The following is a 26,547-nucleotide window of genomic DNA, read 5'->3' as shown; positions in this document are numbered from 1 at the left end:
CGTCCGGAATGAAATATCGCGGGGTGGAGCAGCCCGGTAGCTCGTCAGGCTCATAACCTGAAGGCCGCAGGTTCAAATCCTGCCCCCGCAACCAATCTTCCCAAAAAGCCCGCCTCGTGCGGGCTTTCTGTGTTTCCGGGAAACGTCAAAGCATGCGTTCAGCGAACGGCGCCGGAGTCCGCTCTCTCACGTTCAGCTCGTTGCGGGCCAGGAATTCCGCGGGCCGGATCGTCTGCAATGCATTTGCTGCTTCCCTGAAATAGGGGAGCGTTTGCCAGAGCGTGCGGTCGCCGACGATGTAGAAACGACGCTTGGCGCGCGTCAGCGCCACGTTCAACAGGTTTGGCTTGGATGCGGCCCAGCCGGCCGCTCCGCGATGCTCGGCATCGGCGCCGAGGACCATGAAAACGATATCTTCTTCCTTGCCCTGGAAGGTGTGAACCGTGCCGACCCGTTCCTGAAGCCATTTCTGCAGTTTCGCTGGAGATCCGCGCGCATATCCGTCTTGGTCGATCCAGACCGCATGGAAAAGAGCCCGTCTCAAACTGGTCTTGATCTCCTTGAACGGGGAGATGAGGTAGATGTCCGGCAATGCACCGTCTCGGCGATAAGTCGAGGCGAGGAGGTCGACGATGAAGTCGGTCTGCTCGGCAACGGCCTGTTTGCCCGATACCTTGCCCTTGATGTCGATCCAGGCGCTGTCGCCATAAAAGGGCGATGCGTCGCCGGCCGGTCGGCGCTCGTGCAGCCCGAAGATCATCTTGTTCTGATAGGCGATCTGATTGGCAAGGCTGAACATCGGATCGATGCAGCGTCGATGCACCCTGAGTGGGCTGCCGATCCAGAGCCGATCTGCCTCTTCGCCCTGAAGCGTCGTTCCGTAGCGATTGGCGGCATCGGCCAGCATCTGCACCGACGCCCTGTTCGGCGAATATTGACCTGCCGCCGTGTGGGGTGAAAGAGCCGAGGCGCCTGAAATCAGCGCGCTCGGAAGCGTGAAAACCGGTTCGATCTGCAAGGGATCGCCGATCACCATGACGCGGCGCGCCCGCAACAAAGCCCCGACCGCCGCCTGCGGCACCGCTTGGCCGGCTTCATCGATGAAGACCCAGCCGATCGAGCCGGGCTTGAGGCCGCGGAACTGCTTGGCAAAGGACGCGAACGTCGTGGAGACGATCGGAACGATCATGAAAAGGCTCTGCCAGATCGATGCGATGTGTTTGTCATCGACGGGATTGTTGTTGGAAAGCAGCTTGGTGATGGCAACGATATTTCCGCCAAAACCTCCGCCCTTCCTGCCGACATCGGCCAACCAAGCTTCATGCAGCGTCAGCGCTGCTTCCAGCAATGCCGAACGCAGAGCCGCCAGTTCGTCCTGATGCCAGAGACCGTCGATCTGCACCTGATCCTTATCGAGATCGGTGAGACGCTCCGGTGCGGTGGGACGATCGAGAATTTCCCCCAGCCGCTCGAGTTCCTCCTTTTTCGCAGACCAGATTTTTCGTCGTGACCGCAGGGACCGTTCGGCCCGGTCATGCGCTCGCAAAGCCAGTTCCAGCGCGGGTCTTTCGGTTTTTGCAAGCCGATCTTCGCATTCGGCCAGCGCTTTACGCAGTTCCAGCTGCTTCCGCGCATTGCCGATGACGTCTTGCCGATGCTGCCGGGCCGGGTTGGTCGAGAGCACCCTCTTCCATCGTGCAGGGGCGCTGCGGTCGAGCAACTGTTGCTCCTCCTTCAGATAAGCCAAACCGTCGGCGATGCGGCGCATTTCGGTCGCCAGCATCTCGCATCGGTTCTGCGCATGCAAAACTTCGTCCGCGGCGGCGGCCACCCTCTCAAGCGCCTCGCGGCAGAATGCATCCTGCGAAACGGGTGCTATTTCATCGCGGAGATCGGCATAACGCGCATATTGGCCGATCTTTTCGCGAACCATCTCGTCGGCGGCATGAAAAGCCGATGCCGCTTCGGCAAAGCTTGGCCCCTCATAGCTCTTCAACCATTCCCAGATGGTCTGCGGCTTTGCGGCGCCCGACCAGCCGGGCTTCGGCCTTTCGGCGATTTCCATGAAGGCGAAACGTTCCTTGAAGGCTCGGCGGTTTCTGGAGTTGCCGAGCGCACAGGCGATCAACCCCCACGGGCGATCGCCGTCGGAGAGCTTGATGACTGCTCCATTGTCTTTCTGGCAGGCGATCTTGTGCGCGACCGTCTGCAGATATTGAAATGAAGATGTCCTTGCGATCGAGCTCTGCTTGGGAAGGTCGCGCGAAATATTCTCCACGGCGGCATTGTTGGAGGAGGCGACGACCATTTCGAACCCGGCAAGAGCCGGGATCAGCGCGGATATGGAGGCGGTGCTCCGATCCGCAAAACCGACACGGCGCAGCGTTCCGTCAAAGGCGTCGCGCGCCATCGTCAAGGAGGAGAGCACCCGGGCGCGCCGAACGATATTGTCGGCGAACATGTCCCGAAGCAGGGTCGTCTTTCCGGTGCCCGGCGGGCCGTTGACTGAGAACAATCCCGTTTCCGACAGGCCGCCGATCGCCGAATTGATCGCGAACTGTTGCATGAGGCTCATTGCAAGGTGAGGCTCGCTCAGCCAGCGTCCACGGTTGAGATTGCCGGGATGCAGCGCCCGAATGATCGACCGGCGCCCTTCCTCCGAATAAAGGTCGACCCGATTTTCACCTGCCGGCGGGTTGAGGTACCGCCGGAGCGGCTCCGGGATATTGCCCTGCTTGACGCAGATCATCGCCCGTTCGATATCCTCGATGAAGAAGCTGTTCAGAATGCCAATGTCTTCATCAAGGCTTGCACTTTCGTCTTCCTCGTCGGCATTGGATGCATGGTCCTCCTGTTGAGGCGGCAACGAGATCAGCTCGGGTCTTTCCGCCCTGTCGCGGTAGCGGATTTCAACGGCGGCGATGGGCTTTTCCTGGCGCGAGGCAAAACCCGCCCAATCGCAGAGCAATTCGTGCAGCGCCAGGATTTCGACGGCATCGATCGGCTGATCGGCGGCAGCCTCGAAGGATGAAGATCCCAGCTGTCGCTGCGCCTGAAAGTTCTGAAGTAACTCCGACAGCTGCCGCTTGCCGTCTGCAAATGCCTCATGGCTGAGCGAGGAGAGACCGGTTTTCCGTACCCGTCCGAGGGCCCACGGAAGCGTCGAGACGGAAAATGTTTCGAACATCGGCTGTCCGAGCGGAGTAAGCTGCAGGCTGGCAAAGCAGGTATCGCCATCGAGATCGCCGCGTTCGGCATCCTCATACTCGGCAATGTCGACCGCAGCGCTGTCGAAGTGCCTGCGGATCTCGGCAATCTCGGATTTGCTGAAAACGCCGAGGAACAGGGTAAAGCCGGTGATCTGCTTCTCCTCGGGTATGACAGGACGGCTGAGTGCAGCGCTGTCCTGCAAGAGCGTCTCTGCATGTAGCCAGAAAACGGTCCGTCCTTCGCCGGAGACAAGGCGACTGGAGAGATCATAAGGTATGAAAAACTCGATTTTATGCCAGAAATCGAGAATGGCCAGAAGCCGTTCCCGTTCCGCCCTGTCCGCATCAATCTGCATGACGTCTCACTGAGGAGTGCAAAATAGGCTCACGCCTCTTTTAGCAGCGATTGCAGCTCAAAATCAAAGAGCATGGTGATGATGCGCCCGGTCGGGTGCATTTCAACAGCCGCGCAAGCGTGCCAGTGCAGACGCGGCCGCCTTTCTTCACCTTGCAGGCGCCCCCTGTTCCAGCCCACGAGGGTCTCCGGCACGATATCAGCCCTGCGATGCAGCCGGAATGCGAGGCTTCTGCCAGGCATCACCGGGTTGAGCGCCAACTTGCGAGCGTTTCGCTTGTCTCGTAATCTTCAGGGGCAGATCGCAAAAATATTACAATTTGTACTGAAACATTACATCCACTGAATTATCTATAGTGGGGGCAAATATAAGCTCGAAGTATAAGGATGGATAAAAATACAACCGATACGCAGTATCTTATTGTTTCTCGCTCCCTAAAACTAATCACTTTGGGCCATTTCCTTCCTTCTCAATCCGTATTAACATAATTAAGAAATGTCTAAAGAAGAAGGCGATGTCACAATAGGACCGGCATTTCATACTATCTTATACCTGCCATCGCTTCATGTTTGAGTAAAGTGTACCGCTAGGGGAGGCGTATATGTTCATGACAGGCTCAGGAATGGAGAATGCGGACCAGGCAAGAAAGTCTAGCCCATCCGCAGATACTATCCTTGTAGTAGCCAAGGCTGATTTGTTTTCAGAATGCATGGTGGAAGCGCTGGCAAAGAAATTTCCCAATTGCGATGTGCCAAGCATAACGAACGCAAATCCGATGCTGGAAAAGGATACCAGCGATATAAAGCTCGTTTTATTTTACCATATACCTGCGCCTGAGCTGCAAGACGCGCTGCAGGCGGTCAGAGAAAATCACCCGGAAACCTCGATCGGACTTGTCGTCGAGGCCATCGACATGATGGAACCTTATGTCAGCCGTTTGGTGGAGGCAAGGATCATCGACGGCGTCCTGCCGCTTAATCTTCGACTTGATGTCTTCATGGCCGCGGTGGATCTGCTGATGAAAGGCGGGGAGCATTTTCCCTCGGCGCTTCTCAACCGCCTCACCAATAAGGGGGCCCAGCTGGAGCCCTCACTTTATCAGACCAAATCGGTTGATGCCGCCCGCAACAATGCGCTCAAGCTGAGACGCGACAGCATCTCCGCCTTGACGACCCGGGAGGTTCAGATCCTGGATCTCATCTGCAAGGGGACGCAGAACAAGATTATTGCCGACAAGCTGCATCTTTCCGAAAACACGGTGAAGGTTCACGTCCGCAACATCTATAAGAAGATGAACGTCCGAAACCGCACGGAAGCAGCGTCCCGCTTCTTCAACGACCATCCGGTCGGCGATGACGACATGTCCAGCCGGTGGCGCAACTGACCGATTGCGCCACGCGCTTTTCATGCGCGCAACGAGCGTTGTCTCACTTTTGCGTTGAGCCTAGTTCTATCCTTAAATCGATTCCGATTTAAGGAATATGCAGCGGCGCTTTTGCTTCAGATCGAGGGACGCGCAAAGCAGCGCGACTTCTGCCCGAAGCCGCTTGGAGAGCAGATATAGCGCGCGGACCCGTGATAGGCGACGATGTGGGCTCGTGCCGCAGTCGGCCGAGCAGTTCGTTTTTCCGGGTAGGTAAAGGCCTTCGACACGGACGGCGTCTCGACGACGACAACATTCTTTTTCGCGATGACCGCCATGTCGTCGTCAACCGCACAAGCCGTCGCTCCGATCGCAAGAAGCGTCGCTCCCCCGGCAAGCATCGCAAAATGAAATGGACGCCAGCCTTTCGGCTGGGCTGCGGCCCGATTTTTAAACATGACCAGATCCCTCGCATATGACGCTTCCGGATGCAAGACTGGTCGTGCAGTTCTGCGCGACCGACCTCTCCCCTCTTCTATCTCGTATTTATTGAGCAAAGCTTGAGCAGCGGCACGATTCCCGTTTTACGTGAGAAAACAAGTAAAATGATTAATCATTTGTTATTCGGAAGAACAACAGTGTAATTATTTGGGATATTTTGCGCTTTTAAAGTTGACCACGGTAACAATCTCCCTATCATTTCAATAGTAAATGAGCTAAATGAAGAATAACCTTGGAGGTTTATTCAAGTATTTGTGCTTAGTTGCGTGAATATCCATCCGGGTAAGGGGGTGTGAAGCGTATCCATAAAACAAAAGACTAAACCGTGGGGAGGAGTTTGTAATGCGTAGTTTCGTTCCCGGCGAAGGCTCTGAAGTAAAGAACATGGCGGTGCTCAAGTATCTGGGCACCGCTCTTGTAAATGGCGGAGCCGGCTTTCTTGGCTCGCATCTCTGTGAAAGGCTTCTGCTGGGCGGCCACAGCGTCATATGCCTTGACAATTTTTCGACCGGCCGCCGTGCGAATGTCGAGCATCTCGCGTCGAACCCCCGCTTTCGCATCATCGAGCACGATGTCCGTCAGCCCTTCGATATCGAAGCGTCGCTGATCTTCAACTTCGCCTCGCCGGCCTCTCCGCCCGACTACCAACGGGACCCGGTGGGTACCCTGCTCACCAACGTACTTGGCGCCGTCAACACATTGGACTGCGCGCGAAAGACGGGCGCGATCGTCGTTCAGTCGTCGACCTCGGAAGTCTATGGCGACCCGACCCAGAGCCCGCAGCGCGAATCCTATTGCGGCAATGTCAACTCCATCGGACCGCGCGCCTGTTACGACGAGGGAAAACGCAGCGCCGAAACCCTGTTCTTCGACTACCACAGGACCTACGGCGTCGATATCAAGGTCGGCCGCATCTTCAACACCTACGGCCCGCGCATGCGCCTGGATGACGGCCGGGTGGTCTCCAACTTCATCGTGCAGGCCCTGCGCAACGCCGACCTGACCATCTACGGCGACGGCCAGCAGACCCGCTCTTTCTGTTATGTCGATGATCTTGTCGAAGGTTTCCTGCGTTTCTCGGCCTCCGGCAGTGCATGCCACGGCCCGATCAATCTCGGCAACCCGGGCGAGTTCACCGTCCGACGCTTGGCGGAGATCATCCGGGACCTCACGAATTCGCGTTCCCGCATCGTTCACCTGCCTGCTGTCGTCGACGATCCCCGCCAGCGGCGGCCGGACATCTCCCGGGCGAAGACGGAGCTGGCATGGCAGCCTCATATCGAGCTCGAAGCCGGCTTGGCGCGCACGGTCGAATATTTCGACGGCCTGCTAGCCGGGACGAAGCAGGCGGAGGCTGTATGAGATGCCCCGCTATATTCTCGTCACCGGCGGCGCCGGTTTCATAGGAAGTCACATCTGCAAAGCGCTGTCGCGCGTCGGGATGATTCCGGTTACCTACGACAACCTCTCGACCGGACATGCCGACAGTGTCCGCTGGGGCCCGCTCGTCCGCGGTGAGCTCGGCGACGCAGCCGCGCTACGCCAGACGATGGCTGAATTTTCGCCGGATTGCGTCATCCATTGCGGCGCCAACGCCTATGTCGGCGAATCCGTCGACATGCCGAGGAAATATTACCGCAACAATGTCGTCGGCAGTCTCACGCTGCTCGAGGCCTGTCTCGACCAGGACATCGACAAGATCGTCTTTTCGAGCAGCTGCGCCACCTATGGCGTTCCCGCCTCGTTGCCGGTACGGGAGGAAAGCCTGCAGCAACCGGTCAATCCATATGGCCGCACCAAGCTGATCTTCGAGATGGCGCTCGAGGATTTTGCTGCCGCCTACGGCATCCGCTTCGCCGCCCTGCGTTATTTCAACGCGGCCGGCGCCGACCCGGAGGGCGAGCTTTCTGAGCGTCACGAGCCCGAGACACATCTCATTCCTCGCGCCCTCCTGGCTGCCGCCGGCAGGCTGGAGCGGCTCGATATCTTCGGCACCGACTATTCGACCGAGGACGGAACCTGTGTTCGCGACTATATCCATGTCAGCGATCTTGCGCAGGCGCATTTGGCCGCCGTCAACCACCTGATCGCAGACGGCGCCTCGCTCAGCGTCAATCTCGGTTCCGGCCGCGGCACGTCAGTGCGCGAGATCCTCGACGCGGTCTATCGCGCCAGCGGCCGCGAAGTCCCCGTCCGTTATCGCGCTCGCCGCCCCGGCGATCCGCCGATCCTCTTTGCCAACACGGCTCGGGCCAAAGCAGAGCTCGGCTTCGTGCCGGCTCTTTCGGATCTCGACACCATCATCCGCACGGCCGGACCCACCTTCGGGCTGGAGGTGACGGCATGAGCCTGGTTTCGGAGATCGATCACCGGATCAGGACGGCGAAAGCCGCCGCTGATGCATTCAACCCGGTTTTCACCGGTCGGAAGCGTGTCGCCTATGGTTTCGGCATCTTCTGCTGGCTGGCGGCACTCGGCTATTTCTGGATCTGGTGGTGTCAGTCCGCCCATATCATCTCCTGGTCAGCCTTCGTGCTCGTCACCGTCGTGCTTGCCTGGATCACGCTTGTGCCTGCCTATTTCATCCTGATCTTCCTCGATGCGAGAGCGATCAGTTCGCGCGCCCGGCTGCCGGAAGGACGCGTGGCGATGGTCGTCACCAAGGCGCCGTCCGAGCCCTTTGCCGTCGTCCGCGCCACGCTTCAGGCGATGCTCGATCAGACCGGTGTCGACTTCGATGTCTGGCTGGCCGACGAGGATCCTTCCGCGGAAACCAGACGCTGGTGCGCCGAGCACGGCGTGCTGATCTCGACGCGAAAGGGCGTGGCGGAGTATCACCGCACGACCTGGCCGCGCCGGACGCGGTGCAAGGAAGGCAATCTTGCCTATTTCTACGACCATTTCGGTTATGCGCGTTACGATTTCGTCGCCCAGTTCGATGCCGATCATGTGCCGACACCGACTTATCTCCGTGAAGTCCTGCGCCCCTTCGCCGATCCTGGCGTCGGCTATGTTTCCGCTCCCAGCATCTGTGATGCGAATGCCGCGGCGAGTTGGGTCGCGCGCGGCAGGCTCTACGCAGAGGCAAGTCTGCACGGCTCGCTGCAGACCGGTTACAACAATGGCTGGGCGCCCCTTTGCATCGGCTCCCACTATGCGGTCCGCACATCAGCCCTTCGCCAGATCGGGGGCCTTGGGCCCGAGCTTGCCGAAGATCATTCGACCACGCTGATGATGAACGCCGGCGGCTGGCGCGGCGTCCACGCGATCGATGCGATCGCTCATGGCGACGGCCCGGCGAATTTCGTCGATCTCGCCGTGCAGGAATTCCAGTGGTCGCGCAGCCTCGTCACCATCCTGCTGCAATATTCCCGCCGCTATGTCATCCATCTGCCCTGGCGGCTGAAATTCCAGTTCGTCTTTTCGCAGCTGTGGTATCCGCTCTTCTCCACCGTCATGGCAGTGACGTTCCTGCTGCCGGTGGCCGCCTTGCTGACGGGCCAGGTCTTCGTCAACGTGACCTATCCGGATTTTCTGCTGCATTTCGCGCCGATATCGATCGTGCTGGCGCTCTTTGCTTTCTTCTGGCGGGCCACGGGAACTTTCCGGCCGTGCGATGCGAAACTGTTTGGCTGGGAAGGGCTCGCCTTCATCTTTCTGCGCTGGCCATGGTCGCTGGCCGGCAGCCTGGCCGCCATTCGCGACCATGTCTCCGGTTCTTTCGTCGACTTTCGCATCACCCCGAAGGGAAAGCAGCAGCAGCAGTCTTTGCCGCTGCGTGTCGTTGCGCCCTATCTTGCTCTCGCGGGGCTTTGCGCCGCAGCCATGGCGCTCGCCGGCGAGGCCGCCGCTCAGGGCTTCTATCTTTTCGCCGCGATGAACCTCGCGATCTATCTGTCGTTGACGGTGCTGATCGTCATTCGCCATGCGATCGAGAACGGCCTGCCGCTGCTGCCGCAATCGCGCGGCCTTTGGTTCGCGACGGCCATGGGTTTGGCGATCTGTGTCACCGGCGGCATGCAGGCGGGCAATCACGGTCTGCGCGGCCTCGAAGCCCTTTCTCATGGCCAGACGCTTGTCAGTTTCAGCCAATCGCAATTTGCCGTCGCCGGGGCCGGGCTCGGCAAGACCAGGACCGTGAAGTTTCGCCTCAGGTGGAATGGATTCGGAAGCACGGGACGGGACCAACAGGGTGTTTGAACCGGCCAACCGGCATGTGTCGAGAGGAGTATACAATGAGCATCGGACCGAGACTGTATGGCATAGCCCTGGCTCTCAGCCTGTGCCTGCCTGTGGTGGCGCAAGCTGCCGAGGCCGCTAAGAAGCCGCCGACACCGCTCAGCGCCTATGAACTCTATCGTATCTACGGTGACAAGACCTGGACCTGGGGCACCGGCGGCGGCCGTTTCTTCGATGAGGGCCGGCGGTTCGTGGCCTGGACCAACGACAAGGGCAAGCAGTCCTTCGCCGAAGGCAAATGGGTGGTCGACGATCTCGGCCAGCTCTGCATGCGCGCGACCTGGACGAATGCCGAGGGAGCAGCGCGTGCCAGCACCTGTTTCGGTCACCGCAAGATCGGCAACACGATCTACCAGCGCCGTCAGCCCGACGGCGATTGGTACGTCTTCCGCCATTCTTCGGTGCGCCAGGATGACGAATTCCGCAAGCTCGTCTCCACGGATACCGTCAGCGCCAAGGCGTATGACCTGAAGCAGCTCCTGCTGCATCAGGAAATAGCCCGAAAAGGAGGGTGAGCCATGAAGAAGCTGACGAAAAATCACCTCTCCACCGCCGCCATCGCGCTGCTGCTGTTGTGCGTCGCGGAACTGCCGGGCCGAAGTGAGGTGCAATATGCGGGCATTGCGTCGAACCCGGCGGCGAGCGCGCGGACGATCATCGACAAACGCCCGGTCGTTCATGCCGATGGCATCAAGTTCGGCGCCTACGACCCGCATGGGGATTTCGGCGCTCAGGCCAACGTTTCGACCGAAGCTCTGTTCTTGCCGTGGGAAGACGTTGACCTGGAGACGCTGCGCATCGCGGATGCCTATGCGCTGGCCAGGGGCCGCAACCTGCTGATAACGGTGGAGCCTTGGTCCTGGGATGTCGATTGGCGGCTGACCTCGGGCGAGCTTCGCGCAAAGGTTCTGCGCGGCGACTACGATGTCAACATGCGGGCGATCGCGCAAATGATATCCCAGCTGAAAAGCCCCGTGATCCTCCGCTGGGGACAGGAGATGGAAGACAAATCCGGGCGGTTTTCGTGGGCCGGCTGGGACCCGCAAGACTATATCACCGCCTACAAAAGAATGATGGACATCCTCCGCGAGGAGGCGCCCGGCACCGAAATAATGTGGTCGCCGAAGGGCCTGCCGGGCCTGCAGGACTACTATCCCGGCGACGATTATGTCGATCTCGTCGGATTGTCGGTCTTCGGGCTGGAGCGCTATGATGAACTTGCTTACAACACGCACCGGACCTTTTCGGAGGCGCTGAAGCAGGGGTATGATCTCGTCGCCGGCTACGGAAAGCCCATCTGGGTCGCAGAGCTCGGCTACGAAGGCGGCGACGCCTATATGAGGCCCTGGATCGACACCGCGACTCTGAAGCAGGGCGCCTTCCCGAACCTTCGGGAAGTGGTCTATTTCAATGACCGGGACGTGAACGCCTGGCCGTTCAATCTCGGCCGGCCTGACTGGCGCGTGGTCGAGAGCTTGGCGGCCAACTGATGTTGCGAGGGAGAGGCCCGCCGGGGTTTGCGGCCCTCTCCTTTCATATCAGGCAGGCGATCATCCCTTGAGCGTTGCCTTACCCTCTTCGACGAGCCGGGTCGCCGCATCGGCGGGCGAGGTCCGTTCGAAGGCGAGTTCGTCGCAGATCGGGCGCAGCACGCGCTGGTCGAATTGCGTTGCACCCATCGGCACCGGCGGCGGATATTCGCCGACCTGATCCTTGAGCATATTGACGTATTTGACCGTTTCCTGCTCAGTCGGGTTCAGCTGCGGTAGAATGGCTTCACGCACGGCCGGCGACATCGGCACGCCGCGCTCGACGCCGAGAATCTTGCCGGCTTCGATGTCGTTGACGAAGAAGTCGATAAATTTCGCGGCCGCTTCGCCATTCCTTGTCGTGGCGCCGACACTCCAGATCAGCGCAGGGCGGTAATAGTGGCCCGACGGCCCGCCCTTCCTTTCCCGCGGCAGCATGGTGATGCCGATTTTGTTCTTGATGATCAGCTGATAGCCGATCATCTGGTTGGAATAGGCCATGCCGATCACCGATTTGCCGAGACCGAGGGCGTTGGTGTCGATGGTGTTCTGATCGAGCGTCTGGACGTCGGCAGCAACGGTGCCTCCTGCCTTGCGCAGCTTCTCCCAATAGTCGAACCACTCCGTGGCATCGTCGGCCGTGAAACCGAGACCGACCGTTTCCTTAGCAAAGAGGCTTTTGCCGCGCTGGCGCAGCCAGGCATCGAAGACATAGGCGTAGCGGGCCGCATAAGGGCCGCCTGCCTTGCCCGAGGACTTGCCGAGTTCCACCGCGAGCTTGGCATATTCATCCCACGTCAGGTCGGGTGTCGGCACCGGAATGCCTGCCTTTTCGAATTCCACCGTGTCGAAGAACATTGAGAAAGAGTTGAGGCCGAGGCCGACACCGTAGAGTTTCCCGTCGATGGTGGTCAGTTTCAGCACGTCGGCACCGAAGGACTGAACCTTCAACGTCGAGGGGACGAATTCGTCGAGCGGCATGCAGGCGCCGCGCTTGGAATAATCGGAGATGGTTCCGGGCTCGAGCTGAAAGACGTCAGCGATCGAGCGGCCGGCCATCTGCGTGGCGAGCTTCGTCCAGTAGCCGTCGCCCGAAAGCGATTCACCGATGATCGTCACGCCGGGCGTTTTCGACTGGTAGAGTTTGGCGACGTCGAGCGTCCGCTTGGCGCGGTCGTTCGACCCCCACCACATGGCTCGCAGCTGCGTGTCTTCGGCAAAGGCCGGGACGGCGCTTCCGGCGCCAAAGGCAAGGCCGGCGAATGCACCGGCTGAACCCATCAGAAATGAACGGCGATTGACCTGCATCGGTATCCTCCCTTGTCCCAATATGTCCGCTGCCATCCTCCATGGCGTCGTCCGGCATTTTCGTGAGACAGGTTACGCAAAAAAGAATTTATTGCAAGAAATAACTCTGGTATTGCAAATTTGCATTATTTGCATAAAGTTTGCCTATGAGCGATGAAAAAGTCAGACGGCTGCGACAGGCCGACATAGCCACATTGGCCGGCGTCTCCGTTTCGACCGTGTCGCGCGTGCTCGCCAACGAACCTGGGATCAGCGAAACCGTCCGGCGGCAGATATTGAAGGTGGCCGCCGAACACGGTTATCCGGTCAAACCTGCTGCCGAAGCCGTTGCCGGCGGGCTGGCGCTGATTGCCAGCGACGGCGTCACCGGCGGGCTCAGCGTCTTCTACGAAGCGATCGTCGACGGCTTGCGTACCGGAGCCGCCGAAGCGGGCATGCCCTTCGAAATTCGCATGGTCCGCGAGGATCGAATCACGCCGGATGCCCTGCGCGACTATATGCAGGCGGCGGGTGCCCAGGGTCTTTTTCTCGTCGGCATCGATCCCAACGACACTCTGCGTGATTGGCTGCGGGCCACCATGACGCCGACCGTGCTTGTCAATGGCGCTGATCCCAGGATGCAGTTCGACGGTGTTTCGCCGGCTAATTTCTTTGGGGCCTACGAGGCGGCCAGCCGGCTGACGAGGGCTGGCCATCGCCGTATCCTGCATCTGAGCGGCTCTCACCGCCATACGATTCGGGAGCGCATTCGTGGCTTCGAGGCGGCGATCTCCGCCGTCCCCGGCGCCGAAGGACGATTCGTTTCGCTGGCGCTGCAGGGTAGCGCAAGCCGCGAGGCTCATGAACGCACCGCGGCAGTTCTTGCCGAGAATGCCGGCTTCACCGCGGCGTTCTGCATGAATGATTTCATTGCCGTCGGCGTATTGGAGGCGGTCACCGAAGCCGGCCTGCGAGTGCCGGACGATTTCGCGATTGTCGGCTTTGATGATCTGCCCTGCGCATTGATGACCAATCCGCGGCTTTCCACCATGCGGGTCGATCGGGCTGCCCTCGGGCGCGAGGCTGTGTCGATGATGCTCACCCGGTTCCGCAACCGAACAGCGGCTGCGCGCCACATCTGCCAGGCGGTCGTTCCCGTTCCGGGAGGGACCGTTGCCAATGCCGAGAACCCGTGAGGTGCCGATGACCTATGATCCCGCCAGCGCCAATCCGCTTGCCGGCAATCCGCTGGAAAGCCGCGCCGATATGAGCCGCGCTCTGCTCGCGCTCTTCGATCCGCTGCTTCCCTGTTTTTCCAAGGGCAATGCCCGCGTCAGGCTCAGTGGTCTCGCCGCCCATTTCGATCGGGCGGCCGCCGATCTCGAGGGTTTCGCCCGCCCGCTCTGGGGATTGGCCCCTTTTGGCGCCGGTGGTGGAGAATTCGCCCATTGGCATCGTTTTGCCGAAGGCCTCGCAAACGGCACCGACCCCGCCCATCCCGAATATTGGGGAACAGTCAACGGCCGGGATCAGCGGATGGTCGAGCTTGCTGCCCTCGGCTTTGCCCTGGCGCTGGTGCCGGAAAAGATCTGGGAGCCGCTTGATGCGCGTGCCCGTGGCAATGTCGTCGCCTATCTCAAACATGCCAGGCAGTTCGACTATGCCGACAACAACTGGAAATTTTTCCGCATCTTCGTTGATATCGCCCTCGATCGTCTCGGCGTTGATTTCGACCGCAGCCTGACGCGGCAATATCTGCAGGAGCTCGAAGGCTTCTATATCGGCGACGGCTGGTATCGCGACGGAAACGTGCGCCGCATCGACCACTACATTCCCTTCGCCATGCATTTTTACGGGCTGATCTATTCGAAGCTCGTCGATGACGATTATGCGAAACGCTATCGCGAGCGCGCCATCTTCTTCGCCCGAGATTTCCGCCACTGGTTTGCCGCCGACGGCGCGACGATCCCCTTCGGCCGCAGCCTGACCTATCGCTTTGCCTGCGCTGGCTTCTGGTCGGCGCTCGCCTTTGCCGATCTCGAGGCTTTGCCCTGGGGCGAGGTCAAGCATCTCTGCCTGCAGCATCTGCGCTGGTGGAGGGACAAGCCGATTGCCGATCGTGACGGCGTTCTGTCGATCGGATTCGGCTACCCGAACCTGCTGATGTCGGAGAGCTACAACTCCGCCGGCTCGCCCTATTGGGCCTTGAAGGCCTTTCTGCCGCTCGCAATCGCTGGGGATCATCCCTTCTGGACCGCCAGCGAGAAGGCGCCGGAGCCGGCGCCCGAGGTCGTTCCCCAGCGTCATCCCGGCATGGTTCTGATGCGGGCAGGCGGCGATGTCGTGGCGCTGTCTTCTGGCCAGGAAAACCTGCAGATGCGTTTTGGCACTGAGAAATACGCGAAATTCGCATATTCGGCCCGGTACGGCTTCAGCGTCGAGTCCGATGAACGCGGCTTTGCGCTGGCCGCCTTCGATTCGATGCTGGCCTTCAGCGATGACGGCCTGCACTACCGCGTGCGTGAAACGAATGAGGAAGCCCGGCTCGCGGGTGATGTGCTTCATTCGAGATGGTCGCCCTTCCCCGATGCCGAAGTCGAAACCTGGCTCGTGCCCGCCGCCCCCTGGCATATCCGCCTCCACCGGATCAGGTCGGGCCGGCCGCTGCGGATTGCCGAAGGCGGCTTTGCCACCGGCCGCCGCGACTTCGAGCAGGATCGGCTGTCGGCCTCGGAGGGGGCAGCCTATGCGATCGGTGAAGCCGATTTCACCGGCATTCTCGATCTCGGCTCTTCGATCAAACGTGTCGGGCTCGCGCAGAAGGCCCAACCCAACACCAATGTGATCGTCGCCAAGACCATCGTGCCACAACTGCGCGGTCAGATTCCGGCCGGCGAGACCATCCTGGTGACGGCGGTGCTGGCGCTCGACGATCCCGCCGCCGTCTCGTCGGCCTGGACGCAGCCGCCGAAAGCGCCCGATATTGCGGCGCTGCAGGCGCTGGTGCGGGAAAAGGGCGTGACCGTCAGCGCCATCGAAGCACCGGGTCAGATGCCATGAGCCGACCGGCCATCGTCCTTGCCATGGAGCCGTCCCGCACGGAGCATGTCCTGCCCGATGAGATCCTGCGCCGGCTCGATGCGATCGGCCGCCTGCTTGATCCCGAGCCGCTGCAGCGGCTGGACGACGCGCGGGCGAGACGCCTGCTTTCCCGAGCGGAAATCCTGATCACCGGCTGGGGTGCGCCCTGTGTCGGGCCTGAGATCCCTGCTGTCGCGCCGCGGCTGCGCCTCGTCGTCCATGCGGCCGGTACGGTCAAGGGCATCATCGATGACGCCATCTTCGAAGCCGGCATCGCGGTCAGCCACGCGGCCGAGGCCAATGCCGTGCCGGTTGCCGAATTCACGCTCGCCGCGATCCTTTTTGCCGGCAAACGCGCCTTCCGCTTCCGCGAGCTTTACGTCGGCGACCGCAATCGCGATCGGACTTATCCGATGCAGCGCGAAGCGATCGGCAATTATGGCCGAACCCTCGGCATCGTCGGCGCCTCGCGCATCGGCAGGCGGGTGATCGAACTCCTGAAGCCTTTCGACTACAGGCTGCTGCTGTTCGATCCCATGCTCGATGCCGCCGAAGCAGCCGGTCTCGGAGCTGAAAAGGTCGATCTCGACGAATTGATGCGGCAAGCCGATATTGTTTCCCTGCACGCGCCGTCGCTGCCGTCGACGCAGCATATGATCGATGCGCGAAGACTGTCGCTGATGAAGGACGGGGCAACGCTGATCAACACCGCGCGCGGAATCCTCATTGATGAGGCAGCCCTGCTTTCAGAGCTGAAGACCGGCCGCATCGACGCGGTGATCGACGTCACCGATCCGGAAATTCCGGAAGTGGGTTCGGCATTCTACGATCTGCCCAATGTCTTCCTGACGCCGCACATCGCCGGCGCCATCGGCCTGGAACGGGCGCGTCTCGGTGCGATGGCGGCGGACGAGGTCGAGCGTTTTACAACGGGCCGGCCGCTGCTCTACCAGATCAGCCGGCAGGATCTCGAAAATATCGCCTGACGCATCCGTCAGGGACACGCGTCAGCGTGGTGATCTCAAGGAATTGGGCGAGCCGTCATTGGCAAGCTCGGGCATCAACTCGGCGATATCGACCACCTTGCCGGTGCGCGAGCTCGTCAGCGCCGCAATGCCGCAGAGCACGGACATGGCGCCCGCCCGTGTGCCGGCGCGCTGGCCGAGCCGATCTTCCATGCCGGGCTTGAAGATCATGTTGCGCATCCGATCGTCGCCGCCGTAATGGCCGCCGGTGAAATGCGGCACGACGATGCGCTCCACCGCCTCCTTCCCATTCGGGAAATTGCGAATGAGAAGGATCGTGTCTTCCTTCGGCACCTCCCAGGGCTGAGCCTCATACTGGCGAAGCTCGATACGTCCCTTGGTACCGTTGAAGGCGAGGTGATGGCCTTCGATCGGCTGGAAGGTGTTCAGCGAATAGGAGACATGGACGTTGTTGCGGTAGCGGATGGACACGACCATCGTGTCGGGAATGTCGATATCTTCGCGGAAGACGCAGCCGTCTCGGAAATAGCCGTCGATCTTCGAAGGATCCTCGTAAAGCTGATCGAGAAAGGGATCCTTTTCGATATCGAGATAATAGTCGCATTCCTGCGCGTGCGGACAGAGCTTGCAGCGGGGGCCGCGGAACGGGCCCCTGCGGCCGTAGTTCTGCAGGTCGGCAAACGAGGTGACGGCTTCCGGATCGCTGTCGAGATACCAGTTCAGCAGATCGAAATGGTGGGTGGCCTTGTGGACGAACAGGCTGCCGGAATTTTCCGTATAGGCATGCCAGCGGCGGAAATAATCAGCGCCGTGCTTGGTGTTGAGGTACCAGTGAAAATCAACCGAGGTCACGCGGCCGATCTCACCGGCGTTCAGGAGCTCTTTGATCTTCGCGGCTGTCGGCGCATAGCGATAGTTGAAGGAGACGTCGACCCGGCGGCCGGAGCGTTTTTCGGCGTCGAGAATCCGGCGAATTTTCTCGATCGAAGTGGTCATCGGCTTTTCGGTGATGACATCGATGCCGGATTCCAGCGCCCGCACGATGATATCGTCATGCGTATGGTCGGGCGTGCAGACGATGGCAAGATCCGGCTTCTGCTCGGCGAGCATGGATTCGATGTTGTCATAGAGCGGCGCATTGCTGCCGATCATGTTGCGGGCGCGCTCGCCGCGTAGCGCGTTCTTTTCGACGATGGCTGTGAGATCGACATGTTCGCGCCAGCCGGCAAGCAGGTCTTTGCCCCACATGGTGGTGCCACGGTTACCGGTGCCGATCAGGGCAAAACGGCGTTTCTCCATCGAATGACTCCTCTTTCATACGTGATGAAACAATGGGATTTCAGAGCAATTCCAGCAAAAATGTGCAGCGGTTTTTGCGTCCGGAATTGCGTAAAAACAAAGAGATAGAGCATTTTCGTGTTTCGAAGAAAAACGGAAATGCTCAAGAATCACATCTGGCAGCAGCTCCGGAACCGCTCGACGCAGGTGGCGATCACCTCGTCGGCCGGACGCTTCCACCAGTTTTCGGCCGAGAAGATCTCCACTTCCTGTGCGCCGAAGAAACCGGCGGCTTCGATCATCCGTCTTATGCCCTTCAGGTCGATGACGCCATCGCCCATCATGCCGCGGTCAAGCAGCATGTCCTTCGTCGGCGCCAGCCAGTCGCAGATGTGATGGGCGAAGATACGGTTCATGCGTCCGGCGCGAGCAATCTGGTTGGCAAGATCGGGATCCCACCAGACATGGTAGACGTCAATCGCCACGCCGACATCCTCGCCGAGCGGCTCGCACATGTCGAGCGCCTGGCCGAGCGTGTTCACGCAGGCCCGGTCGGCGGCATACATCGGGTGCAGCGGCTCGATTGCAAGTTTCACGCCGGCAGCCTGCGCATGCGGCAGCACGGCGGCAATGCCGTCGAGTACCATCTGACGAGCCGCGACGATATCTTTCGATGCACCCGGCAAACCACCGACGACGAGCACGAGGCAATCGGCGGAAAAGGCGGCCGCCTCGTCGATGGCCCGTCTGTTGTCGTCGAGATTCTTCTGCCAGTCGGCCTCGTTTGCCGCCGGAAAGAAGCCGCCGCGGCAAAGGCCGGTCAGCTTGATACCGTTCGATTTAACGATCCGCACCGCCTCGTCGAGGCCGACCTTGGCGACCTGGTCGCGCCAGGGCGCGATCGAGGTGATGCCGTGTTTCAGGCAGGTATCGACGGCTTCGGCAAAGCCGCATTGCTCACGGATCGTCGCCAGATTGATCGAAAGTCCTTCGACCTGCATGTCATTCTCCTTCCGTCAGGTATAGCGGCGTCAGTTGACGCCGTGGACCGCGAGCACCTGGCGCATGCGGCTTGCGGCGAGTTCGGGATCAGCAAGAACCCGCGCCTTGTCGGCCAGTCGGAAGAGTTCGGCCAGATGCGCCAGCGAGCGGGTGCTCTGCTGGCCGCCGACCATGACGAAATGATCTTGCAGACCGTTGAGATAGGCGAGGAAGACGACGCCGGTCTTGTAGAAGCGGGTCGGCGTCTTGAAGATGTGGCGCGATAGCGGAACGGTCGGCTCGAGAAGGTCGAAGAATTCGTGGTTGCTCTTGCGGCCGAGCGCGTCGAGCGCAGCCGAAGCTGCCGGGGCGATGGCGTCGAAAATGCCGAGCAGCGCGTCGGAATGGCCCTCTTCGTCGCCGGCGATCAATTCCGCATAGTTGAAATCGTCGCCGGTATACATGCGCACGGATCTCGGCAGTTGCCGGCGCATGGTCACTTCCTTCTCCTTGGAAAGCAGCGAGATCTTGATGCCGTCGACCTTTGCAGCATTGGCTTCGATCACCTGCAGACACGTTTCCATTGCCTTCAGGTGATCGCCATTGCCCCAGTATCCCTCGAGCGCCGGGTCGAACATTTCTCCCAGCCAGTGGATGATGACGGGTTCCTTGACCTGGCGAAGGATGCGGTCATAGACCCTGATATAGTCGTCCGGCCCCTTGGCCGCGACGGCAAGCGCCCGACTTGCCATCAGGATGATGCGGCCGCCGGCCGCCTCCACCGTTTCGATCTGCTCTTCATAGGCCCTGATGATCGTGTCGATGGTCACGTCCGGACCGGGTGACAGATGATCGGTGCCGGCGCCGCAGGCGATCAGCGCGTCCTTGCGGCCGGCCGCCTCGGCAAGCGCCCGGCGGATGAGGTCGCGGGCTTCCGGCCAGCCGAGGCCCATGCCGCGCTGTGCCGTATCCATCGCTTCGGCGACGCCGAGGCCGAGATCCCAGAGCCGGTGCCGGAAGGCGAGCGTCCGCTCCCAATCGATCGCCGGCGTCAGCCAGGGATCGTTGTCGGCAAGCGGATCGGCGACCACATGGGCAGCGGCAAAGGCGATGCGCGGAAAGCTCTTGGCATCGCGTTTTTTGAGTTCGATCGGCGTGCCGGCGAGCGCGTAGGGAACGATCTTGCCGTCGAGGGGAAGGTTGATCGTGCTCACGGCTCAGAACTCCAGTGCGGGGACGTCGAGCCAGCGGCGCTCGGCCCAGGATTTCAGCCCGAGTTCGGCGAGCTGCACGCCCTTGGCGCCGGCTTCCAGCCCGTAGGGCCACGGCGCGTCTTCGACCACGTGGCGGATGAACATTTCCCACTGCGCCTTGAAACCATTGTCGAAGGCCTGGGTATCCGGAACCTCATCCCAGGTCTTGTAGAAGTCGATCGTCTGCGGCTGGTCGGGATTCCAGACCGGCTTCGGCGTGTTGACACGGTGCTGGCTCCAGCATTTCGTCAGGCCGGCGACGGCCGAGCCATGCGTGCCGTCGACCTGGAAGGTGACGAGGTCGTCGCGGCGCACGCGAACGGCCCAGGAGGAGTTGATCTGGGCGATCGCCCCGCCGTCGAGCTCGAAGGTCGCATAGGCCGCATCGTCGGTGTCGCAATCATACGGCTTGCCCTGCTCGTCGATGCGCCGCGGAATATGCGTGGCGCCGAGGCAGGAGACGGCCTTGACCTCGCCGAACAGGTTGTCCAGCACGTAGCGCCAGTGGCAGAGCATATCGAGGATGATGCCGCCGCCGTCGGCCTTGCGGTAGTTCCAGGAAGGGCGCTGGGCGGGCACGCCCCAATCGCCTTCGAAGACCCAGTAGCCGAATTCGCCGCGCACCGAGAGGATCTTGCCGAAGAAGCCGGAATCCTTCAGCAGCGCCAGCTTTCGCAGGCCGGGCAGGAAGAGCTTGTCCTGCACGACGCCGTGCTTGAGGCCGGAGCGCCGTGCCTTGCGGGCGAGATCGATCGCAACCTGCAGATCGTCGGAAATCGGCTTTTCGCAATAGACGTGCTTGCCGGCGTCGAGCGCCTTGGACAGAAGCTCGGCGCGCATCAGCGTCGTGCCGGCATCGAAGAAGATCGTATCGTCGGGATTGGCCAGCGCAGCATCGAGATCGGTCGACCAGCGCTTGATGGTGTGCTTTTTCGCCAGCTCTTCCATCTTGGCGCCGTTGCGGCCGACGATGATCGGGTCGATCTCGAGTTTCTCGCCCGATTTCAGCGTGATGCCGCCCTGGTCGCGGAAGGCCAGGATAGAGCGCACCAGGTGCTGGTTGTAACCCATGCGGCCGGTGACGCCGTGCAAGATGATCCCCAAGCGTGCCATATTTTCCTCCCTGCGATCTTTTGCGGTGGGAGCGGGCGTCCTCGCCCGGCCCTCCCAAGCCGGTAACTAAACGGTTACTTGATGGCAGAAGAGCGGCGAGCCTGTCAATAGCCAAATCCTGCTTTCAGTGTTCAGCGCTTGATCGAGGCGAGGGTGACGTGGACGATATGCCTTTCCCAGGCACTGAGATTGGCCGGCTCGATCAGGTCGCGGCCGAAGATCGTCGAAAGCGTGTACTGGTTGGAAAGATAGAAATAGCCGAGCGAGGCGATCGTCAGATAGACGTGCAGGGGATCGGCGGTCTCGATGAAGACACCCTGTTTCTTGCCCTGCTCGAGCACCTGCGACAGCTCGCCGATCAGATGCGAATGCAGTTCCTTGAGCCGGACGGACTGGCGCAGCCACCGGGCGCGATGCAGGTTTTCGGTGCCGAGCAGGCTCAGGAATTCGGGATGCTCGAGGAAATAACGCCAGGTGAAGAGCGCCAGTTCGCCGATGCCTTCCTCGGGGCTGCGGTCGCCGATATGCAGCGCGCGTTCGGCCGTGCGGATGCCGACATAGGCCTCTTCGAGCACCTTGAGGTAGAGCTGCTCCTTGTCGCCGAAATAGTGGTAGAGCATGCGCTTGTTGGTGCCGGCCCGTTCGGCGATGGCGTCGACGCGGGCGCCGCCCATGCCGTTTTCGGCGAATTCCCGGGTTGCCGCATCGAGGATTGCCGCGCGTGTCCGCTCCGGATCGCGTTGGGCCGTCCGTTCCATCGACGGTCGCCGAGCTTGCTTCTTTCCGTTATTTCCCCCGCTATCGTTCATCGCTCCACCCCTGTCGTCACATGTTGCGCTCATAAGCCTTCGGTGCGAAATTGTAAAAACCGAATTTGGAAAGGCCCCTGCTGAAACAGGATGATGAGGCCTGTTAACCCCCAAAATCATCCTGCTCCCACTTAAGCAGTGAGAGCAGAATGTCGTCCGCTCGCTTACACGTTCGGCATCATGCTTTGGCCAACACCGCTTGACAGCCTTGCCGCTTTGCACGTAGCTTGTAACCAATTAGTTATTTGCGCAAGCGAAACTAGTTTGGAAGCGTGTGGAGGCGCTTCCCTTTGGAGGAGGAAAGAAATGACTCTACGTGTAAGCAGGCGTAATTTCGTTGCGGGAAGCGCCGCGCTTCTGTCGCTCTCGGCGCTCGGAACCAGCGCCTTGGCACAGGAAAAGCGCCTGCGTCTCCTGTGGTGGGGCTCGCAGCCGCGCGCCGACCGCACCAACAAGGTATCGCAGCTCTATCAGACCAAGAATCCGGGGACGTCGATCACCGGCGAGTTCCTGGGCTGGGGCGACTACTGGCCGCGCCTTGCGACCCAGGTCGCGGGCCGCAACGCGCCGGACGTCATCCAGATGGATTACCGTTACATCGTCCAATATGCACGGCGCGGCGCGCTCGCCCCGCTTGAATCCTATATGCCTGCCAAGCTCGATCTCGGGGATTTCGACAAGGCGCAAATTGAAGGCGGCAGCGTCGACGGCCATCTCTACGGCGTCAGCCTGGGCGCGAACTCGGCTGCGACGGTGCTGAACACCACTGCCTTCAAGGAGGCCGGCGTCGATCTGCCGACCCAGGCGACCACCTGGGAGGAATTTGGTCGCATGGGTGCTGAGATTACCAAGGCAGGCAAGCGCAAGGGCATGTTCGGCATCGCCGACGGCAGCGGCGGCGAACCACTGTTCGAAAACTGGCTGCGCCAGCGCGGCAAGGCGCTTTATACCGCCGACGGCAAGATCGGATTCGACGTGGATGACGCCTCGGAATGGTACGACATGTGGACCAAGTTCCGTGCGTCCGGCGCCTGCGTTCCGGCAGATATCCAGGCTCTCGACAAAAACGATATCGAAACCAACACGGTGTCGCTTGGCAAGGCTGCGGCCGGTTTTGCCCATTCCAACCAGTTCGTCGCCTATCAGGCAATGAACAAGGATAAGCTGGCACTGACCAACTACATGCGCATCAAGCCGGATTCGAAGGGCGGCCACTATCGCAAGCCGTCGATGTTCTTCTCGGTTTCGGCCCAGTCGAAATCCGTGGACCTGGCGGTCGATTACGTCAATTTCTTCGTCAAGAATCCCGAGGCAGCGGTTCTGCTCGACGTCGAACGCGGCATCCCGGAATCCGCTGCCATGCGCGAGGTCGTAGCAGCTAAGCTCGACGAGAATGGCAAGGTCCCGCTGGAATATGTCAGCGGCCTTGGCGACCTCGCCGGCAAATTGCCGCCGCCCCCGCCGGCCGGTGCCGGTGAAGGCGAACTCATGCTGCGCAACATCGCCGAACAGGTCGGGTTCGGGCAGTTATCTCCCGCCGATGGCGGCAAACAACTTGTTGATGAAATCACGCAGATTCTCGCACGAGGCTGATCCCGTATGAGCAATGCGATGCGCACGCCCGCAGGGGCCATACCAGTGGAAAGATATCAAGGCGCAGTGGCCGAGGGACGCTTCAGGCGTCTCTGGAACGCCAACGCGCCCGGCTATCTCTTCCTCCTTCCGTGGCTTATCGGCTTTTTCGGGCTGACGCTCGGGCCGGCCCTGATTTCGCTCTACCTCTCCTTCACCGACTTCGACATGCTGCAGTCGCCGCGGTGGGTGGGAATTGCGAATTACGTGCGCATCGCCACGGCGGATCCGAAATTTTCCGCCGCCATGCACGTCACCCTGACTTATGTCGTCTTCTCGGTGCCGCTCAAGCTGACCTTTGCCTTGCTGGTCGCCATGGCGCTAAACCGCGGCCTGCGCGGGCTGACCTTTTATCGCGCCATCTTCTACCTGCCGTCACTGCTCGGCGGCAGCGTGGCGATCGCCGTGCTCTGGCGCCAGCTTTTCGCCAGCGACGGCCTCGTCAACGCCGCGCTCGCCCAGATCGGCATCGAAGGACCAAGCTGGATCTCGCATCCGAACTATTCGATCTATACGCTGGTGGCGCTGTCCGTCTGGCAGTTCGGTTCGCCGATGATCATCTTCCTCGCCGGCCTGCGCCAGATCCCGCAGGATATGTATGAGGCGGCAAGTCTCGACGGCGCCTCGAAATTCCGTCAATTCTACAAGATCACGCTGCCGCTTCTGACGCCGGTGATCTTCTTCAACGCCGTCGTCCAGACGATCGAAGCCTTCAAGGCCTTCACGCCGGCCTTCATCATATCGGGCGGCACGGGTGGGCCGATCAATTCGACGCTATTCTACACGCTCTACCTCTATCAGGAAGCCTTCGGCAATTTCCGCATGGGCTACGCCTCGGCGCTCGCCTGGATCCTGGTGGTGATCATCGCGATCTTCACCGCCTTCTCCTTCCTGACCTCGCGTTATTGGGTGCATTACGATGACTGAGATGACCGCTCCCGTCACCGCGGCCAGGCCGCCATCGGACATCACGAAACGCAGCCTGCCCGGGTCACTCATGATCCACGCCCTGCTGATCGCCGCCTCGCTTCTGATGCTCTATCCGCTGTTGTGGATGGTCTCGGCATCGGTCAGGCCGGAAACCGAGATCTTTTCGTCGACCTCGCTCATTCCGTCCTCGATCGATTTCTCGTCCTATGCGCGCGGTTGGGTCGGCCTCGATGTCAGCTTCGGCCGGTTCTTCTGGAATTCGCTCGTCATCTCGCTGCTGGTGGTGACCGGCAATGTCATCGCCTGTTCGCTGACGGCCTTCGCCTTTGCGCGGCTGCGTTTTGCCGGCCGGAATTTCTGGTTCGCGATCATGCTCGGCACGCTGATGATCCCCTATCACGTGACGCTGATCCCGCAATATGTGCTCTTCCTCAACCTTGGCTGGGTCAACACCATCCTGCCGCTTGTCGTGCCGAAGTTCCTGGCAAGCGACGCCTTCTTCATCTTTCTGATGGTGCAGTTCTTCCGTGGCATCCCGCGTGAACTCGACGAGGCGGCGATGATGGATGGCTGCAGCGCCTGGCGGATCTATTGGAAGATCATGCTGCCGCTGTCGCTGCCGGTGCTGGCAACGGCCGCCATCTTCTCCTTCATCTGGACCTGGGACGATTTCTTCGGACCACTGATCTACCTGAACGACATGAACACCTACACGATCCAGCTCGGCCTGCGCACCTTCGTGGATTCCACCAGCGCGTCGGATTGGGGTGGTCTCTTCGCCATGTCGACCCTGACGTTGGTGCCGGTGTTCTTCTTCTTCCTGTTCTTCCAACGCCTGCTGATCGAAGGCATCGCCACGACCGGAATGAAACGCTGATGGCAGTAGTGGAAAAGACTGACATGAGCATCAAGACCGTCGCGATCGTCGGCTGCGGCATCGGCCGTTCGCATATTGTCGAAGGCTATCTGCCGCATTCCGACAAGTTCAAGGTGACGGCGATCTGCGATCTGAACGAAGAACGCCTGGCGGCCGTCGGCGACGAGTTCGGCATCGAACGCCGCACCACCTCTTTCCAGGCGCTGCTGGCCGACGACACGATCGACATCATCGATATCTGCACCCCTCCCGGCATCCATCTGGAACAGGTGGTCGCGGCCCTGGCGGCCGGCAAGCACGTCGTCTGCGAAAAGCCGCTGACGGGCTCCCTTGCCGGGGTCGATACCATCATGGAGGCGGAAAAAACCGCCAAAGGCGTGCTGATGCCGATCTTCCAGTACCGCTACGGCGACGGCATCCAGAAGGCCAAGCGGATCATCGATGCCGGCATTGCCGGCAAGCCCTATACGGCATCTGTCGAAACCTTCTGGCTGCGCAAGCCCGAATATTACGCCGTGCCCTGGCGCGGCAAATGGGCGACGGAGCTTGGCGGCGTGCTCGTCACCCATGCCTTGCATCTGCATGATATGCTGATGCATTTGATGGGCCCGGCGGCAAGGGTTTTCGGCCGGGTGGCCACCCGTGTCAACGATATCGAGGTCGAGGACTGCGCCTCCGCCAGCCTGCTGATGGAAAACGGCGCCTTCGTCTCGCTGTCCTGCACGCTGGGTTCGCAGGAACAGATCAGCCGGCTGAGACTGCATTTTGAAAACGTCACCTTCGAAAGCACGCACGAACCCTACACGCCAGGCAAGGATCCCTGGAAAATCATCGCCGCCAACGATGACGTCCGCGAAAAGATCGATCGGGTGGTCGGCGACTGGCAGCCCGTCGCGCCGCGTTTCACCACACAGATGGGCCAGTTCCATGCCTTCCTCAGCGGCCAGGGGCCGTTGCCGGTGACATCGAAGGATGCGCGCCGCGCGCTGGAACTCGTCACCGCCATCTACCAGTCATCGGACAGCGGCGCCGAAGTGCCGCTGCCGGTCGGTCCCGACAGTCCCAAATACGCCGATTGGCGCGCAAGAACGAAGTAACCTGCAAAAGAGAGGGTTTTGAGACG

The 26,547-nt window shown here is 60.7% G+C and carries 22 protein-coding genes and 1 tRNA gene; 14 read left to right on the top strand and 9 right to left on the bottom strand.

Features of this window, described 5'->3' with window-relative positions:
• The first annotated feature begins 17 nt into the window (after positions 1–17).
• Positions 18–94, top strand: a tRNA-Met gene (locus HJC00_RS25290).
• Between the two features lie 51 nt (positions 95–145).
• Here HJC00_RS25290 and HJC00_RS25285 read toward each other — a convergent pair.
• Positions 146–3,565 carry a DEAD/DEAH box helicase gene (locus HJC00_RS25285; RefSeq protein WP_221164758.1) on the bottom strand — a complete coding sequence of 1,140 codons (3,420 nt, stop codon included), beginning with the start codon at positions 3,563–3,565 and terminating at the stop codon, positions 146–148.
• 29 nt (positions 3,566–3,594) lie between these two features.
• On the bottom strand, positions 3,595–3,825 hold the full coding sequence (locus HJC00_RS25280) for a hypothetical protein (RefSeq protein WP_210629700.1): 231 nt from the start codon (positions 3,823–3,825) through the stop codon (positions 3,595–3,597).
• Positions 3,826–4,166: 341 nt separating this feature from the next.
• On the opposite strand from HJC00_RS25280, the gene HJC00_RS25275 reads away from it, so the two are divergent.
• The gene (locus HJC00_RS25275) at positions 4,167–4,949 is read left to right on the top strand and encodes a response regulator transcription factor (RefSeq protein ID WP_221164757.1); all 783 of its coding nucleotides are present in this window, start codon (positions 4,167–4,169) and stop codon (positions 4,947–4,949) included.
• 116 nt (positions 4,950–5,065) lie between these two features.
• Here the strand turns inward: HJC00_RS25275 and HJC00_RS25270 are convergent, their stop codons facing one another.
• On the bottom strand, positions 5,066–5,386 hold the full coding sequence (locus HJC00_RS25270) for a hypothetical protein (protein WP_221156199.1): 321 nt from the start codon (positions 5,384–5,386) through the stop codon (positions 5,066–5,068).
• A 385-nt stretch (positions 5,387–5,771) separates the two neighbouring features.
• Here HJC00_RS25270 and HJC00_RS25265 point away from each other — a divergent pair, with 385 nt between their 5' ends.
• The 5 genes from HJC00_RS25265 to HJC00_RS25245 are packed head-to-tail and all read left to right on the top strand — an operon-like array spanning position 5,772 to position 11,158.
• The gene (locus tag HJC00_RS25265) at positions 5,772–6,791 is read left to right on the top strand and encodes a UDP-glucuronic acid decarboxylase family protein (RefSeq protein ID WP_221156193.1); all 1,020 of its coding nucleotides are present in this window, start codon (positions 5,772–5,774) and stop codon (positions 6,789–6,791) included.
• A gap of 1 nt (position 6,792) precedes the next feature.
• Positions 6,793–7,776: a UDP-glucose 4-epimerase GalE gene (gene galE, locus HJC00_RS25260; RefSeq protein ID WP_210629696.1), complete on the top strand. Its 984-nt coding sequence runs from the start codon at positions 6,793–6,795 to the stop codon at positions 7,774–7,776.
• Positions 7,773–9,629, top strand: a complete 1,857-nt coding sequence (locus HJC00_RS25255) for a glycosyltransferase family 2 protein (protein WP_210629695.1) — start codon at positions 7,773–7,775, stop codon at positions 9,627–9,629. The genes galE and HJC00_RS25255 overlap by 4 nt, the downstream gene beginning before the upstream one ends.
• A gap of 35 nt (positions 9,630–9,664) precedes the next feature.
• Positions 9,665–10,183 carry a DUF995 domain-containing protein gene (locus tag HJC00_RS25250; protein WP_210629694.1) on the top strand — a complete coding sequence of 173 codons (519 nt, stop codon included), beginning with the start codon at positions 9,665–9,667 and terminating at the stop codon, positions 10,181–10,183.
• A gap of 3 nt (positions 10,184–10,186) precedes the next feature.
• A complete protein-coding gene (locus tag HJC00_RS25245) occupies positions 10,187–11,158 on the top strand; it encodes a glycoside hydrolase family 26 protein (protein WP_210629693.1) in 972 nt (323 codons plus the stop codon).
• 60 nt (positions 11,159–11,218) lie between these two features.
• Here the strand turns inward: HJC00_RS25245 and HJC00_RS25240 are convergent, their stop codons facing one another.
• Positions 11,219–12,505, bottom strand: a complete 1,287-nt coding sequence (locus tag HJC00_RS25240) for an ABC transporter substrate-binding protein (protein WP_210629692.1) — start codon at positions 12,503–12,505, stop codon at positions 11,219–11,221.
• A 146-nt stretch (positions 12,506–12,651) separates the two neighbouring features.
• Between HJC00_RS25240 and HJC00_RS25235 the strand changes: the two genes are divergently transcribed.
• The 3 genes from HJC00_RS25235 to HJC00_RS25225 are packed head-to-tail and all read left to right on the top strand — an operon-like array spanning position 12,652 to position 16,551.
• A complete protein-coding gene (locus tag HJC00_RS25235) occupies positions 12,652–13,680 on the top strand; it encodes a LacI family DNA-binding transcriptional regulator (RefSeq protein WP_221156183.1) in 1,029 nt (342 codons plus the stop codon).
• Positions 13,681–13,687: 7 nt separating this feature from the next.
• Positions 13,688–15,544: a DUF2264 domain-containing protein gene (locus HJC00_RS25230; protein ID WP_210631715.1), complete on the top strand. Its 1,857-nt coding sequence runs from the start codon at positions 13,688–13,690 to the stop codon at positions 15,542–15,544.
• Entirely contained in the window at positions 15,541–16,551 is a 1,011-nt protein-coding gene (locus HJC00_RS25225) for a hydroxyacid dehydrogenase (RefSeq protein ID WP_210629690.1), read from the top strand. The genes HJC00_RS25230 and HJC00_RS25225 overlap by 4 nt, the downstream gene beginning before the upstream one ends.
• Positions 16,552–16,572: 21 nt before the next feature.
• On the opposite strand, the gene HJC00_RS25220 is transcribed toward HJC00_RS25225, so the two are convergent.
• From HJC00_RS25220 to HJC00_RS25200, 5 genes are all read right to left on the bottom strand, one after another.
• Positions 16,573–17,850: a Gfo/Idh/MocA family protein gene (locus tag HJC00_RS25220; protein WP_221156181.1), complete on the bottom strand. Its 1,278-nt coding sequence runs from the start codon at positions 17,848–17,850 to the stop codon at positions 16,573–16,575.
• A gap of 149 nt (positions 17,851–17,999) precedes the next feature.
• On the bottom strand, positions 18,000–18,830 hold the full coding sequence (locus HJC00_RS25215) for a sugar phosphate isomerase/epimerase (protein ID WP_221147648.1): 831 nt from the start codon (positions 18,828–18,830) through the stop codon (positions 18,000–18,002).
• Positions 18,831–18,860: 30 nt separating this feature from the next.
• Positions 18,861–20,024 (bottom strand): dihydrodipicolinate synthase family protein, encoded by a 1,164-nt coding sequence (locus tag HJC00_RS25210; protein ID WP_210629687.1) that lies wholly within the window; start codon positions 20,022–20,024, stop codon positions 18,861–18,863.
• 3 nt (positions 20,025–20,027) lie between these two features.
• On the bottom strand, positions 20,028–21,176 hold the full coding sequence (locus HJC00_RS25205; RefSeq protein WP_210629686.1) for a Gfo/Idh/MocA family protein: 1,149 nt from the start codon (positions 21,174–21,176) through the stop codon (positions 20,028–20,030).
• Between the two features lie 131 nt (positions 21,177–21,307).
• Positions 21,308–21,985 (bottom strand): TetR/AcrR family transcriptional regulator, encoded by a 678-nt coding sequence (locus tag HJC00_RS25200; RefSeq protein WP_210629685.1) that lies wholly within the window; start codon positions 21,983–21,985, stop codon positions 21,308–21,310.
• A gap of 306 nt (positions 21,986–22,291) precedes the next feature.
• Between HJC00_RS25200 and HJC00_RS25195 the strand changes: the two genes are divergently transcribed.
• Genes HJC00_RS25195 through HJC00_RS25180 form a run of 4 tightly spaced genes read left to right on the top strand, consistent with a single transcriptional unit; the run spans position 22,292 to position 26,521 of the window.
• Positions 22,292–23,578, top strand: coding sequence for an ABC transporter substrate-binding protein (locus HJC00_RS25195; protein ID WP_221164756.1), 1,287 nt, complete (start codon positions 22,292–22,294; stop codon positions 23,576–23,578).
• Between the two features lie 6 nt (positions 23,579–23,584).
• Complete coding sequence (locus tag HJC00_RS25190; RefSeq protein WP_221164755.1) at positions 23,585–24,544, top strand: carbohydrate ABC transporter permease; 960 nt, start codon at positions 23,585–23,587, stop codon at positions 24,542–24,544.
• Positions 24,537–25,424, top strand: a complete 888-nt coding sequence (locus HJC00_RS25185) for a carbohydrate ABC transporter permease (RefSeq protein ID WP_405047683.1) — start codon at positions 24,537–24,539, stop codon at positions 25,422–25,424. Before HJC00_RS25190 ends, HJC00_RS25185 begins: the two co-directional genes overlap by 8 nt.
• Positions 25,424–26,521: a Gfo/Idh/MocA family protein gene (locus tag HJC00_RS25180; RefSeq protein WP_221164754.1), complete on the top strand. Its 1,098-nt coding sequence runs from the start codon at positions 25,424–25,426 to the stop codon at positions 26,519–26,521. The genes HJC00_RS25185 and HJC00_RS25180 overlap by 1 nt, the downstream gene beginning before the upstream one ends.
• The last annotated feature ends 26 nt before the right edge of the window (positions 26,522–26,547 follow it).

Origin of the sequence: Rhizobium sp. NLR22b (genome assembly GCF_019685295.1) — a bacterium.
GTDB lineage: Bacteria > Pseudomonadota > Alphaproteobacteria > Rhizobiales > Rhizobiaceae > Rhizobium.
This window is presented reverse-complemented; position numbering and strand designations above follow the sequence as displayed.